12 protein-coding genes are annotated in these 14,507 nt (G+C 57.4%); 8 read left to right on the top strand and 4 right to left on the bottom strand.

Annotation, left to right across the window (positions count from 1 at the left end):
* Window positions 1–9: 9 nt before the first annotated feature.
* From ggt to DSCA_RS31595, 7 genes are all read left to right on the top strand, one after another.
* Window positions 10–1,614, top strand: coding sequence for a gamma-glutamyltransferase (ggt, locus tag DSCA_RS31625; protein ID WP_155320213.1), 1,605 nt, complete (start codon window positions 10–12; stop codon window positions 1,612–1,614).
* Between the two features lie 33 nt (window positions 1,615–1,647).
* Window positions 1,648–3,954, top strand: coding sequence for a DUF3604 domain-containing protein (locus DSCA_RS31620; RefSeq protein WP_155320212.1), 2,307 nt, complete (start codon window positions 1,648–1,650; stop codon window positions 3,952–3,954).
* Between the two features lie 3 nt (window positions 3,955–3,957).
* Complete coding sequence (locus DSCA_RS31615; protein WP_155320211.1) at window positions 3,958–4,746, top strand: ABC transporter ATP-binding protein; 789 nt, start codon at window positions 3,958–3,960, stop codon at window positions 4,744–4,746.
* Between the two features lie 45 nt (window positions 4,747–4,791).
* A complete protein-coding gene (locus DSCA_RS31610; RefSeq protein ID WP_167528044.1) occupies window positions 4,792–5,658 on the top strand; it encodes a transporter substrate-binding domain-containing protein in 867 nt (288 codons plus the stop codon).
* Window positions 5,659–5,672: 14 nt separating this feature from the next.
* Window positions 5,673–6,380 (top strand): ABC transporter permease, encoded by a 708-nt coding sequence (locus DSCA_RS31605; protein WP_155320209.1) that lies wholly within the window; start codon window positions 5,673–5,675, stop codon window positions 6,378–6,380.
* A gap of 1 nt (window position 6,381) precedes the next feature.
* Window positions 6,382–7,071 carry an ABC transporter permease gene (locus DSCA_RS31600; protein WP_155320208.1) on the top strand — a complete coding sequence of 230 codons (690 nt, stop codon included), beginning with the start codon at window positions 6,382–6,384 and terminating at the stop codon, window positions 7,069–7,071.
* Between the two features lie 256 nt (window positions 7,072–7,327).
* Window positions 7,328–8,143 carry a class I SAM-dependent methyltransferase gene (locus DSCA_RS31595; RefSeq protein WP_155320207.1) on the top strand — a complete coding sequence of 272 codons (816 nt, stop codon included), beginning with the start codon at window positions 7,328–7,330 and terminating at the stop codon, window positions 8,141–8,143.
* Between the two features lie 215 nt (window positions 8,144–8,358).
* On the opposite strand, the gene DSCA_RS31590 is transcribed toward DSCA_RS31595, so the two are convergent.
* The 3 genes from DSCA_RS31590 to DSCA_RS31580 all read right to left on the bottom strand — a co-directional run bounded on the left by DSCA_RS31590 (window position 8,359) and on the right by DSCA_RS31580 (window position 12,056).
* Window positions 8,359–9,693, bottom strand: coding sequence for a pentapeptide repeat-containing protein (locus tag DSCA_RS31590; protein ID WP_155320206.1), 1,335 nt, complete (start codon window positions 9,691–9,693; stop codon window positions 8,359–8,361).
* 214 nt (window positions 9,694–9,907) lie between these two features.
* Window positions 9,908–11,155, bottom strand: a complete 1,248-nt coding sequence (locus DSCA_RS31585) for a hypothetical protein (RefSeq protein ID WP_155320205.1) — start codon at window positions 11,153–11,155, stop codon at window positions 9,908–9,910.
* On the bottom strand, window positions 11,124–12,056 hold the full coding sequence (locus DSCA_RS31580) for an amidohydrolase family protein (protein WP_155320204.1): 933 nt from the start codon (window positions 12,054–12,056) through the stop codon (window positions 11,124–11,126). Before DSCA_RS31580 ends, DSCA_RS31585 begins: the two co-directional genes overlap by 32 nt.
* Window positions 12,057–12,385: 329 nt before the next feature.
* Here DSCA_RS31580 and DSCA_RS31575 point away from each other — a divergent pair, with 329 nt between their 5' ends.
* Window positions 12,386–13,954 (top strand): NTP transferase domain-containing protein, encoded by a 1,569-nt coding sequence (locus DSCA_RS31575; protein WP_155320203.1) that lies wholly within the window; start codon window positions 12,386–12,388, stop codon window positions 13,952–13,954.
* A gap of 40 nt (window positions 13,955–13,994) precedes the next feature.
* Here DSCA_RS31575 and DSCA_RS31570 read toward each other — a convergent pair whose 3' ends face one another.
* Window positions 13,995–14,342, bottom strand: coding sequence for a hypothetical protein (locus DSCA_RS31570; RefSeq protein ID WP_155320202.1), 348 nt, complete (start codon window positions 14,340–14,342; stop codon window positions 13,995–13,997).
* Between the last annotated feature and the right edge of the window lie 165 nt (window positions 14,343–14,507).

Here is a 14,507-nt window from a genome sequence, read left to right as displayed (position 1 = left end):
CGCACAACCATGACGAACCATTTTGCCACCCATCGTCCGCTTCTGATGGGCACCAGCTGGATGATCACTGCCGATCATCCCCTGGCCGCCCGGGCCGGTGCAGCCGTGCTGGAATCCGGCGGCAACGCCGTGGATGCGGCCATCGCCGCCAACCTGGTGATGACCACAGTCAAACCGCACATGTGCGGCATCGGCGGTGACCTGTTCATGCTGATCCACATGGCCGCCGGGGGGACCGTCGAGGCCCTCAACGCGTCGGGCCGAGCCCCGGCGTCAGCCACCCTGGAAGCATACCGGGAGCGGGGCTACCGGCATGTACCCGAGACGGGCATTCACACCTGCACCGTGCCGGGTACCATCGCCGGCTGGCAGGCGGCTCTGGAAAAACACGGCACCCTGGGCCTGGACACCCTGCTGGCCATGGCCATCCCCTATGCGCAGAACGGATTTCCGGTTTACCCGGAACTGGTCGGTATTCTCAAAGAACGGCAGGATATCCTGAAGGCCTCCGGTGCTGCAGGAGAGACCTTTCTCCCCGGTGGAGAGATTCCCCGAGTGGGCCGGCTGATGGTGCAGCCCCAACTGGCCCGGTCTTACCGGATGCTCATGGAGAACGGACCGGACGCCTTTTACAAGGGCCCGCTGGGTGAAGCCCTGGTGGCGCACTCGGAAGCCATGGGCGGTTTTTTCAGCGAGGCTGACCTGGCCCGACACACGGTGGAATGGGAGACGCCCATCACCAGCGATTACCGTGGATACACCATTGCCACCCAGCCTCCCAATTCCCAGGGAATCGCCCTGCTCATGCAGGCCAACATGCTGGCAACCCGGGACCTGGCGGCCATGGCGGTCGACTCGGCCGAACTGGTCCACCTGATGGTGGAGGCCAAGAAACTGGCATTTGTCGATCGGGACGCCCATGTCTGCGATCCCGCCTTTCACACGATTCCGATAGCCGAAATGCTCTCCCCGGCCCGGGCCGGCAATCGCATCGGTTTGATCGATCCCGATCGGGCGGCCAACGGCTATGACGCCCAGGACTTCACCCGCGGCGGGGATGACACCGTATACCTGACCGTGGTGGACGCCGACGGCAACGCCGTGGTGTTGATTCAGTCCCTCTACGAGGCCTTCGGTTCATGCGAGATGGTGCCGGAAACGGGGATGGTGCTCCACAATCGCGGTCGGGGATTCTCCCTGGACGCCGCCCATCCCAACGTGCTGGCGCCCAGCAAGCGGCCTTACCACACGCTGCACCCGGTCATGATACTGAAAGACGGCCGGCCGGCCATTTTGCTGGGAACCCCGGGAGCCGACGGCCAGACCCAGACCAACATCCAACTGGCGATCGACCTGATCGACTTTGATGCCGATCCGCAGCAGGCCAATGAGGCGCCGCGCTGGCGCTCCAACCCGGACGGTTCGTTGATGATGGAAAACCGCTTTCCGGAAAAAACCATCGCCTCCCTCAAGGCAAAAGGACACGATGTGCGGGTGGTGGAGGACTACGCCGAAATCATGGGGTCCTCACAGGTGATCACGATCGACCGGGAAAACGGTGTACTCGCGGCCGGGGCAGACCCGCGCCGGCAAGCCTACGCCATCGGCAAGTAATTCGTGTCCATCCATTCAACGGAATCGGCAGAAATGAACGCAGACAGGATAGACGACAAGCACATGGGCGAAATCTGGCCCGCCGCCCACCCGGCCGCAGACGCGGATCGCTATGGCGCCGTCGATCTCACCCCCCGGGGCGCATTTGAAGTCCGCAGCCTGCAGACCTTCCGGCTCGTGTATACGGCCGGCCCCTACGGCATCGACGATACGGGAGCCCTGCGCGTCCTGTTTCGCTTCCCGACGGACTGGGGGTGCTTGCAGACCAGCGACCCGGCCGGCGAGAACTATGTCTCCGCGGCGGCCGGCAACGGTGTGGCACTGGGAATCGCCTACGCCGAAGATGCCCTGCCCCGTCCCCGTTACCACGGTCTGACGGTCACCTTGCTGAACGGCTATCTGCGCGAGGGAGACACCCTGACGATCACCTTGGGCGACCGCTCCGGTGGTTCTCCGGGACTGCGGCTGCAGTCGTTCTGCGAAAGCCATTTCGAGTTCAAGGTGGCGGTTGACATATACGCCACCGGCCATTTTACGCCGGTCCGCAACAGCCCCGTGATCCGGATCAAAGCCGCCGCTCCGGTGCGCTGGAAGGCGGTGGCGCCGACCCGGCGACGCCCGGGGGAAAGGTTTTACCTGGGCATCAAAGCCGAGGATGCCTGGGGCAATCCCGCCGCTCCGGCCCCGGCTGCCCTCCGCCTGGCGGCCAATGTGGCGGTGGACGGCCTGCCGGAAGAAATCGAATTCCCCCGCGGTGACCGGGCCCTGAAGGTCGAAGGCCTGAAGGTTCACCGGGAGGGAATCGTTCGCATCCGCCTGCTCGACCGTAACGGGCATGTTCTCGCCCATGCCAACCCCGTCGTCATCAGAAACGGGCCCCGGGCCGGCTATTGGGGCGACCTGCACGGTCAGAGCGGCGAGTCGGTCGGCGTCGGGTCCATCGTTGAGTACTTCCAGTTTGCACGGGACCTGGCGTTTCTGGACGCCTGCGCCCACCAGGCCAATGATTTCCAGGTCAACAAGGATTTCTGGGGCCACATCAACCGAACCACCGCCGCCTTCAACAGCGAGGGGCAATTCGTCACGTTTCCCGGCTATGAATGGTCCGGCAACACCGGGGTCGGCGGGGATCATAACGTCTACTATCGCCGTGAGGGCCGCCCAATCTACCGGTCCTCCCACGCCCTGCTCCCGGACCGCAGCGACATCGACACCGATGCGCCCGCCCTCGGCGACCTCTTCAAGGTCCTGGCCGGGGAAGACTGCATCGTCTACGCCCACTGCGGCGGCCGGTATGCCAACGTGGCCGTCGCCCATGATCCCGGGCTGGAAGCCGCCATGGAGATTCATTCGGCCTGGGGCACCTTCGAGTGGCTGCTGGCGGACTGTTTCGAGCGGGGCTTCCGCTGCGGGGTGGTCTGCAACAGCGACGACCACAAGGGCCGCCCGGGTGCCAGTCATCCCGGGGCCGCCGGTTTTGCGACCTACGGCGGACTGACCTGTTTCCTTGCTGAAACATTGACCCGCGAGGCCCTGTTCGACTGCATCCGCCGACGGCACACCTACGGCACGACCGGGTGCCGTATGGACCTGGCGGTAAGGGCGGAATTTGCGACATACGGGCGGTATCATGACCGCGACCCCCATGCCTTCACAACTGATTCCCGGGAGGTGGCCGAGGTGATGATGGGTGACATTGCCCAGACGGACGACGAGGTCGTCCGCGTATGCGTCCGGGCCGTGTCCCGGGCTCCCATTGAACGCATTGACATATTAAACGGCACCGGCGTGGTGGAAACCGTGCGCGGGTACATCGAGGCCGACCTCGGCCATCGGATCCGGGTGGTGTGGAGCGGCGCGGAATATCGGGGCCGCGGCAACCGCACCCCCTGGAAGGGCCGGGCGAGGTTTGAAGGCTGTAAGATCCGGTCCGTAACCGAAATCAACAACTGGCGGCGTGACAGGCGGTTCAAGGTGTCCGGCAGCCACACCATTTCCTGGCAAAACCAGACCGCCGGAAACGTCTCCGGATTCGAGGTCTGCCTGGACCACCTGGAGTCCGGCCGGATGTACATCGACACCCATCTTGTCTCCGGCGAGATCGACCTGGAAACGCTGGGCCTCGGCGACGTGGTGATGCGGGCCGGAGGACTGCACCGGCAGGTGCGTATTTTCCGCCTGCCCGACCACAACGACTGCACGGCGCTCAGCGCGCGGGTGGATGTGCCCCTGAAACCGGAAGGCGACAACCCGCTGTGGGTCCGGGTGACCACCGAGGACGGTCACAATGCCTGGAGCAGCCCCATGTACCTGTACCGTGCTGAAAAACAAGAGGCATAGAAAGTGAAAAATAAAACCCGGTCGCGTAAAATCGCCCTGGAAGTCAAGAATCTGCACAAGCGATTCGGCAGACTGGAAGTACTCAAGGGGGTGTCCCTGACCGCCCACGAAGGGGACGTCATCAGCATCATCGGCGCCAGCGGTTCCGGCAAGAGCACCCTGCTGCGCTGCATCAATTTCCTGGAAGTCCCGGATACCGGTGAGGTGATCGTCAGCGGCGAACCGGTTGCCACCCGACGGCGCAGAGACGGCAGCAGGGTCCCCACCGACCGCCGTCAGGTGGATCGCATCCGGTCGCGGCTCAGCATGGTGTTTCAGGGCTTCAACCTGTTCTCGCACATGACCGTGCTGGAAAACGTCATCGAAGGCCCCGTTCACGTACAGAAACGCCCTCGGGCGGAGGTCCTCGCCGAGGCCACCGTATTGTTGAAAAAGGTGGGCATTGCCGAGAAATGCGATCACTACCCGAGTCATCTCTCGGGCGGCCAGCAGCAAAGAGCCGCGATCGCACGGGCCCTGGCATCCAACCCCGGCGTCATGCTTTTCGATGAACCCACTTCGGCACTCGACCCGGAGCTGGTTGGAGAAGTGCTGCGGGTTATCCGCGATCTGGCCCGGGAAGGCCGGACAATGCTCATCGTCACCCACGAAATTGCCTTCGCCCGCGAGGTTTCATCGCGGGTTATCTTCATCGACGAGGGAAAAATTCTGGAGGATGGCCCGCCCGAAAAAGTACTGGTGGACCCTCAATCGGACCGCTGCCGCAAGTTTCTGGCCCGCGAATTCAGTTGAGCCGTTCATCCCGTCATGACCGTCAACCAAAAGAAAGGAAACGGTATGAAAAAAGTGATGTTGTTCGGATTGATCGCCACCCTGACCGTCGGCTTCTGCCTTCCGACGGGTGTTGTCGCCAAGGAATGGAAGAACGTGCGCGTCGCCACCGAAGGGGCCTATCCGCCCTGGAACGCGACCGATGCCGATGGCAAACTGTATGGTTTCGATATCGACGTAATCGAGGAAGTGTGCCGCCGCATGAACCTGGAGTGCGAAATTATCCCCCAGGCCTGGAAAGGCATCATCCCCGGCCTGACGGCCGGCAAGTACGATCTGATCATCGCCGGCATGCAGGCGACGGCCAAGCGGCTCAAGGTCATCGATTTCGCGGGCCCCTACGCCAAAACCCCGGGCTCCTTCGCCACGCTTAAATCCAGCCCGCTGGCGGGTTTCAAAAGCGCCGAAGAGGGGGTGACGCTCAACGACATCACGGCATCGGAGCAGGAAGTCATCGATGCGCTACGCTCACTGCTGAAGGGGAAAGTCATCGGGGTGCAGACCACGACGACCCACTCCAATTTTCTCGACACCTATTTCAAGGACGTGGCCAGGATCCAGAAGTACGAAAGCCAGGAGAATGTCCTGCTGGATCTGAAAGCCGGCCGCATCGATGCCGCCGAGGCATCCCTCTCCGTCTGGATACCGGCCATGAAAAAGGAAACCGGCGCGGATGTCACCCTTTTCGGGCCTGCCTGGACAGGAGACATCTTCGGTCTGGGCAATGGCGTCGGCCTGCGCAAGGAAGACCAGGACCTCAAAGCGATCATCAGCAAAGGCCTGGCTGAGATGAAAGCGGATGGGACGATTCAGAAACTGGCACTGAAATGGTTCGGGTTCGACAACAGCCCAAAAGATGACACCATTTTTTAAGCAATAGGAAACGGATGGATTTAGAACTGCTCAGCTTCGGCGCCAGCGGCTGGGGAGATGAAATGGCGAGGGCGACACTGATGACCCTGGCGGTCAGCCTGTGCGCCTTCGCCGTTGCCCTGGTCATCGGAACGCTGTGTGCAGCGGGCAAGCTGTCGCGCTACCGCCCCCTGCGCATCATACTCGATGTGTATACCACGATGGGCCGCGGCATCCCGGAGCTGCTGATCATTTACCTGATTTTTTTCGGCGGCAGCGGTGTGGTCATGGTTCTGGCCCGGATATTCGGCTACCATGGCTACATCGAAGTCAATGCCTTTACTTCCGGGGTCGCCGCCATCGCCATCATCAACGGGGCTTACCAGACGGAAGTATTTCGCGGCGCCGCCCTGGCGATTCCCAGAGGGCAGATCGAGGCGGCCCTGTCCATGGGGATGAGCGACGGGCTTTTGTTTCGGCGCGTGCTGGCCCCCCAGGTGCTCCGGCTGGCCCTGCCGGGCCTGGGCAACTGCTGGTTGAGTGCGCTGAAAGAGACCGCTCTGGTGTCGGTGACCGGCCTGGTGGAAATCATGCGCCAGGCCCATGTCGCCTCCGGCTCAAGCCAGAAACCCTTCATTTTCTATTTCATGGCGGCGGTTCTTTTCCTTCTGTTGACCTATGTCTCCGGATTCGGCTTTCGCCGGGCGGAGCTGTGGGCAAATCGCGGCGTGAGGAGTGCCTGAAATGGACTTCACGCTGATGATAGACAGTATCCTGCCGATCCTGGAAGGGGCGCAACGGACCGTCGAACTCGTCGTGCTCTCCCTGGCGCTGGGCTTTACGATGGCGGTCATGGTCGCCGTGATCCGCCGCTCACGCATCACCTGGGCCTCCCGGCTGATGAACATGTATGTCTTTGCCATCCGGGGAACCCCGCTTCTGGTTCAGCTGTTTCTAATCTACTACGGACTGGGGCAATTTGCCTGGATCAGGGAAAGTGTTTTGTGGCCGGTGCTGCGAAACCCATTCTGGTGCGCCATTATCGCACTGACGGTCAATACCACCGCCTACGGCAGCGAAATCATAAGGGGGGGGCTGGAATCCGTTCCCTGGGGAGAAGTCGAGGCGGGGCGTTCCATCGGCATGTCCGGATTGCTCCTGTTCAGGCGCATCATTTTTCCCGTTGCCATTCGCCAGGCACTTCCCGCCTATGGAAACGAAGTCATCCTCATGGTCAAGGCGACCTCTCTGGCCAGCACCATCACGATCATGGAAATGACGGGGGTGGCCAACGTCATCATGGCCGAAAATTACCGTCCCCTGGAAGTCTTCATCGTTGCCGGAAGCTTTTATCTTCTGATCAATTTCATTTTGACCCGCATCGTCCAGGCCATCGAGTGGCATCTGTCGGGGCATCTCCGACCGACCCGATAGCTTTCCCCGGCGCCAACAGCCCTCTATCGTGAAGCGCCACCGCAGGTGATGTTGACCGGCAGCCGGAGGAAAACGGCGCCGGTTGGGCCCCGGGTTGTCATGAATTGGGAATCCGTGTAAATTTCGCGGCACCGTGTGATGTCATGAACCACCGGCCTATAGCACCCGAAATGCCTGCCGGTGTCGGTCAAACGCAAGAACGGCAACAGATCGTCTCGACGAAGATGAATGCTATTTTAAAATACCTGGAGGTATCGTGAGCGACAAAGAATTTAAAAACAAGGTCAAGCGTAATGTTGCTGAGAATTTCGATCAGAGTATTGGAATGTACCAGGACTTTGAAGAGAAGCACGGTTTTTTTAAAGCCCTGGCCTTGAAAATGGCTGAAGCCATCGATATCGAGGCACGCGCATCGGTTCTGGACGTTGGCTGCGGTTATGGAATCTCCGCCAAGGCTCTGAATGAACGGTTTGGCTGCAAGGTGTTAGGGGTGGATTTGTCTCAAAAGATGATCGCTGCAGGGCGTTCGCTGTATGATGGGGACGGCATCCGGCTTCTCGTTGGAGACGGGGAAAAGTTGTCTCGCCTGGTGGGAAACCGCCGCTTCGATTATGTGGTCTACAATGCCTCGATTTTTATTTTTCCGGACGTTTCCAAAACCCTTGCCGAGTCCTGTAAATGCCTTCGCACCGGCGGTAAAATTGCTTTTTCTTTTTATCCTGAACTGGTCGGCGAGGAAAATGAAGACTTGTTCGCCGTGGCTTTTCGCCGGCTGGGTGAGCCCTTGCCACGATTCCGGGTGATTACCGATTATCACCAGGCCTCCGAGGCGCTGAACGATTTCTGCATAGATATCCGCCACCATCGCTGGGAGCGCCCCCTCGACAGCCGCTTCCTTCAAGATTTTTTTTCCATACCGGCCCAATCGGCGTCGCTCTTCCCGGGGCGCGGGTATGAGGCCCGCCGCGATCTGGTGAAAGGCCTTTTTGCGACCCTCGACGATATGACCGGGAAAGGGCGCATCGTCTGGCGAATGGCCGAAGGCATCAAGTCGGGGGCGTCTCCTCAGTGATTACAGATGAATCGGTAAAAAGCCCCCTTTGAGATGGTTTTGTAAAAAGCACCGAGATCAAGGGTTGCGAAGATAACTGGACGATCAACTTATTCCGTGAATGCATACTAATATTTTTTTGAATCGGCCATCCGTATCCTTCACGATGTGAAGCAGGGGCAACGCAAACGGGGTCCCCGGAAGACGCTGCCGCGTCTATCCCGGGCAGGCGATAATCAGAGGCCGACAACGGACTCTAAATTTAAAGCTTTATCCAGGTTTAGAGCGCCCTCCAGGTTTGCATTCGTAAGATTGGCGCCATCTAAATCAGCATTTCTGAAGTTGGATCGTGAAAGGTTGGTATTTGACAGATTCGTGCCTTTCAGTTGTGCGTTAGAAAAGTCGGAATCCACCAGGTTCAGGTTGGACAAGTCGGATCCCGACAGATTACAATCGGTGAATTTAGCCCCGAACAGAATGACCTTCTTCAGGTTTAAAGCTGATAATTGAGCCCCAGTTAAATCCGCATTATTCATATCAATGTCTACCAATTTGGCGGACGTAAAATCGACGCCGTGCAGATTGCAGCCGACAAAAATAACATTTCTGATCGTCGATCCCGTCAGATTTGCATTCGTCAATCGGGCTTTCGAAAATTTCACGCGATCTATTCTGGCATCGGAAAGATCAGCACCGGTGAGGTTGGCTTTAACCATGACCGTCTGTTTCAAGCGGGCCCCTTTAAGAACGGCTTTTGTCAAATCAGTATAGGACAGGTTGGTTTTGAAAAAAGTGCATCCCGTCAGATTCGCGTTGGTCATTTTGAAGCCACTCAAATACATATAACCAAAATCAACCTTGCTCAGGTTGGCATTACTGAAATCAACGCCTGACAATTCAGCATCGGCAAGTTTTACATTCGTCAGATTGGAATACTCAATGGCTGCATTCTTCAGATTTGAATGTCTGAAATCTGAATTGGAAAAATCGCTGTGAACCATAAACGCATATTCAAACGAAGCGCCACTGAAATTTCTGGCGGACATATCAAGCCCGCTCAAATTTTTCCTGTCAAAATTTTTAGTGGTTTTTAGGATTATATCGACATCTTTAACAGCCATCGCCTCATCGCTTATCCTTGGACTCAGCTGGTTGTTTTTTCTATAGAAGGCAGCCCATGTAAACGTTTCGATGGTCAAAAAAATCCTATCCGACACATCGTTACCGACGCCACCCTTCATCCTGGCGGCAATGGTATGGGTGCCTGCCGATAATTGCTTGTATTTAAAACGACTTTCCATTCCAATCGGACCATCCAGATCCGATGTCCAGATAACGGGGGCGGTTATCGTCTCTCCGTCATCGGTGGTCGCTTCAAAGAGGATTTCCTTTCCGGTAAAATAGGTCGCTTCATTGGCAGGGCTGCTGACCCTTATGCTGGCCGGCTGGCTGCTTTCTGTTCCAATCCTCGTTTTTGATTCTCCACCGTCACTGCAGCCATTAAATCCAAAGAAAAAAAATACAGCCAAGACAATCATCGCCCATTTATTTTTACCAGGTATATTTTTCAATGATGCGCCCTTACCTTTCAATTGGCGGAACTGACAAATGCATGTTGATTATGGCCAAGACGTTTACGGGCAGCCATCCGACCGATCGAATTGGTCGAGTCCTTTTTAGGCGAATCGCCACCGTATATCAACACCATAAATATACCCGAAAAAGCCTTTTCGGGCACCGTACCGATGTTGATCGAAAATCTTACGGAGGGTTACCCTGATAGGATCAGATCATTGTTTCAGAGCCATCCTCCGGCATGAAAGCATTTTCGTAGGCAGCGCGGTTTTGCAGAGTCGCTTCGAAGGTATCGAAAAAGGCCGCCGTCGGCGCCGGGTTACCCAACAGGGGCAGGGCCGACCAGGCCATGCGGAACAAGCGATCCCCCCCCCGGTATAGCTCGAAACGGCGCCGGTACCGTCCCGTCTTCAACCATAGCACCGACAGATCCGTCTGCAGAGCAAGTTCCCGGTCATCCACCTGAAAAAAAAGGTCGTGACCATAGCGGTAGAGAATAAATTCATGTCCACTTCTTTCCAGGAACAGCCCCTGGGTCCGGATACCATCGCTGGCCAAAAATTGTTTACCGGTCAGCGTCCAGTTCAGCGGGTCGAATTCCAGCGTTTTTTTCTCCGTTTTCATGCACTTGAGAAAAATGACATGCAGCGGGGTTTCTTTCTTCGGCTTCCACAACATGAAAAACAGGCCAAGTTCCGGAAGGAGTCGGTTCGTGAATCGAAAACAGTAAACAAAAACCAGAAGCGTGGGGATCAGCGTGCCGGCATAGGCCGCCCCCCAGTGGGGGATGGTGTACACCGTCCGCACGGCAGCGGCGGCCACCAGGTTCTGCGGAATCGCGAACAGGACGATCCTTCCCACCGGCCCCCGGGGCAGGTAGGCATAACGTGTAAGGTGGAGCAACCGGCAGCATGCGGAAAAAAACATGCCCGCCCCGAAGGAAATCCCCGTGATCATGACGGGGAAGCGTAACAGGTCCTGCCCCAGCACGCTTTCAATGAGCCGGACACGATGCGGGAAAAAGGCGACGTATTGCTGCCCCACCGGGGTTGACAGGAAAAGGTACCAGATCATTTTGCAAAAGAGGTATCCCGCCATTGCCAGAACCACGACCGCACACAGCAGGACCACCCCTTGCAGGAGCGTTTCTGCCAGGGTTCGGACATATCCCGTGACCGCCTGCCGGACGGAAACGGCAAGACCGGGGGAAACAGTCTTTTTTTTGCGAAAAGCAGCCGGGTCCAGTCGGATGCGGGTCCAGAGCATCGGCCACACCACCGCAAGCGCCAAAGCGCCCGCGAACAATACGGTCACCACCATCCACACCAGGGGATCGCTCAGCGGCGTGGTTTCCGAATATCGGCGTACTTCGTTAAAAATGCGCGAAATAGCGTCACCGCCCGTTAAGCGAATTGTCCAAAAAAGCTCATGCATCATCATCAGCAGCAGGCATTTCACGGGAATTTTTCATTGAATCTGACAAATCAAAGAATTGAATCGCATTGTGACGCAACACCATTTTCAGATCGGGCTCGGAAAGATTGGAATCACCGAGCCACTTCAGTTCCCTGTCCCAGGCATAGGGAATGTTGGGAAAATCCGATCCGTACATGATCCGGTCCATTCGGTACGCTGCGAGATCGATGCGGTTTTCGATGTGAAAATAATCCGTAAGCGCCATGGTTGTGTCGAGCCAGAGGTTGTCGTATTGCTCGATCAGCGTTTTGTATTCGACCGTTTCGCTGAATCCCAGATGAGGAACGCAGATATTGAGATCCGGAAAATTTTTCAGGGTGCGCTCCAATTTGCCGGCAGCGCAGATCGTGTCGGGATCACAGCGGTAGGCAGGGCTTTTGGGCTCTTTTCCGATGTGAATCACCACGGGTTTGTGATTGGACCGGCAGACATCGAATATGCGTTCGGTATCGTCGGCATTGATGTCAAAGCATTGAACATGGGCATGCAGTTTCAAACCGCCGAGGCCGGCATCGAATGCGTCCTGCAAAATCGTTTCCGCATTTTTCTCACCGGGAAAGATGGTCGCCAGACCGGTGACCCGGCCGGCATAGGGCCGGCACTGCCTGGCCATGTATTGATTGAGATGCCCGGCAAGCCCTGGGGCATGGGAATACTGAAGGGCGATGATGTGACCGACGCCATGTGAGAGTAGAAAATCGAACACCCCGGTAGTGGGCAGCTGGTACCTGATGTGCCATGCATGTTCATCGAACCAGCGCCTCACCGCCTTGAACATGTTGTCAGGAAAAATGTGGACATGGGCGTCAACCACCGTTGGGAACCCGGATGGAATGGTATGGTTCTCAATGTCCTTGAGTGTAGGCAGATGGGGCTTCAACATGGCCGTGCGCACCCTTCGATGAGATCGTGAATCGCAAGAGATGGTATCATGCCCACCCAGAAATGGCCAATTCGCCCATTTCTGGACGGACACCAGCCCATGCCCTGGATGAAATTTTCATATTTTTTTATCTCTTTCAGATGGTTCATGCAACCATACAGTTTTTCTTGACAATTATCGAACCGATTGCATGCCGGGCAGCAATGTGCCTATAAGGAATTGTTTTAAATGCCAACGGATCGCTGTATCCAGACCCTTTCAGCAGACGATCCGCCAAAAAGCATCCTGGAGACGGATCATTAATTCCCGTTGATTCTGACGAAACCCCCATGGCAACAGCGATGAACGAACCCGGTTCGAAAAAAATCGCCGCCGCCTGCCTGATCCTGGCAGGCGGACAAGGCAAAAGACTGACGCCGGACAAACCGCTTCTAAAAATCAACAACCAGGCGATCATCGAACGGGCGACCCGTGTGGTGGTTCCCCTGTTTGAAAAAGTATTTCTCGTCACCAATACGCCGGAAAAGTATGAATTCCTCCACCTGCCCGTCGTTCGCGACGAAAAGCAGGGCTGTGGCCCCCTCATGGGAATATACAGCGGTCTGCAAAAAATAAAACACGACGCGGCCTTTGTATGTGCCGCGGACATGCCCTTCGTTGAAGAAAAAATCATCCGGGCCCAGTTCCAAGAGCTGGGCGCATTCGATATCGTGGTCCCCTGCCCGAAAAACCGGCCGGAATTCCTGCACGCCGTCTTCCGCAAACGATGTCTGCCGGCCATCCGCAGGAACCTGGAAGCCGGTATCTTCAAAATCGAAATGCTGGTCCCGCTGTGCCAGACCCGTCGGCTTGATAAAAACTGGTTCGCGTTAAACGGGTTTTCGAAACTGACAGACCGCACGTTTACGAACATCAACACCATTCGCGGCTATCGTCGCTGGCTCCAGCAGGGGGCCAAGCATCAGGGCGGACTATCCGGGCGCCCCCCCCTCGGCTGCGTGGTGCCGGAAGTGCTCCGGAAAATCCGACGGACCCTGGTCGAACAGGAAACCGCCTTTCAGGACAGATCCGCCCGGGAGACCTGTTCCAGCATTTGGTCCCACAGTTCCAGGGTCGCCCGCATTGCCCACCACATTGCCAGGTCGGAAGGATGGGATCCGGAACCGGCCCTGCTCGCAGGCCTGCTTCATGACGCCGGCAAGTTCGCCGATGGAAGCTACCACGAAGACGACGTTCCGGAAGAGCGGAACGCCGTTCGCCTGGCCCGCCGAATCCTTACGGGCACCATCTACGAGCGGTGGCTGCCGATGGTCAGCGAGGCCATCCTTTCCACCTTTCTCGAAGGCAGGGCGACCAGTGATATCGGCCGCGCCGTTTACGATGCGGATTGCCTGGACAAATTGGGCAACCTCGGCGTGGTCCAGTTTTTTACAAAGAAGGCGCTTCGGCGGCAGTTTCTGGATGATGAGGTTATGGTTCGCACCAGTATTGAATTGACCTATGCCCATCACGCGCCGGGCAGCCTGAAGACGGCCACCGGCAGAACCCTCGCCCGGGCGCGAAGGATCAGGACGCGGTCGTTTTACACCGGATTGCTGGACGAGTGGCAAGAACTCGGGCTTGGAGAATTCAAGATCGTTGAGGAGGAAATTGCGGGGGTCGTCTGCATCCTGGTTGTACCCGGAGCGTGTTCGTGCGGCCAACCGCTGGAACGCCGGACCGATATCCGTGATGCATTGAAGTGCAGGTCCGTCGTCGTGGAGTACCGGTGCAAGGGGTGCGGCTTCGAAAGCGAGTTTTCATTCTGCCTCCCGAACGTAAAGGGACTGCCGGAAAAACCAAACGACCGGGTGAAAGGCGCCCTTAACGACAGGCAGGCACCGCCGGCTGGCGATTAGCAGCAACTGGTGTAAAGCATTTGCGCTTGGCCATACGCCGTTATAATCCGGTTTCAGATGCTCGTTTACCAATCATAAACTGCGCTTTCTCGCCAAATGTTGCCTCGCCTTGCCTGCGCTCGTCACGCGTTTCAACCCTCAGGAAGCCACCGCTCTGTGGCCGCCACACCCATCCAGCGCTGCTGTCAGCGGATGTTTCCTGCCGGTTTTTTCGGGAGATGGATCCGACAGCCATCCTGGCCGGAACGCGGGTTGCCCCCTCCAAGCCGGCGTTTCTGACCGGAGCCGTTTTATTTTTTCCCAAGGCGTCCTTGACTTTTTTCGCCAAACCGCGTGCCTCCTGGTCGCCGGCAGGCTTTACATCCCTGAAGACGGTCTTAAATTCCATACATTACGTCTGTTTGGCGGTACAACTGGATCATGTCAACGGAATGGATAAGGTCCGGCCTGAATGACGTCGCCACCCAATGGATCGCGTACCATGCCCTGCCGTTTCTCCGGGTGCCAGGATCTGCGATGGCCCTTTCGCGAATACGGAAAAATACGGGCAGAC

Origin of the sequence: Desulfosarcina alkanivorans (assembly GCF_009688945.1) — a bacterium.
GTDB lineage: Bacteria > Desulfobacterota > Desulfobacteria > Desulfobacterales > Desulfosarcinaceae > Desulfosarcina > Desulfosarcina alkanivorans.
This window is presented reverse-complemented; position numbering and strand designations above follow the sequence as displayed.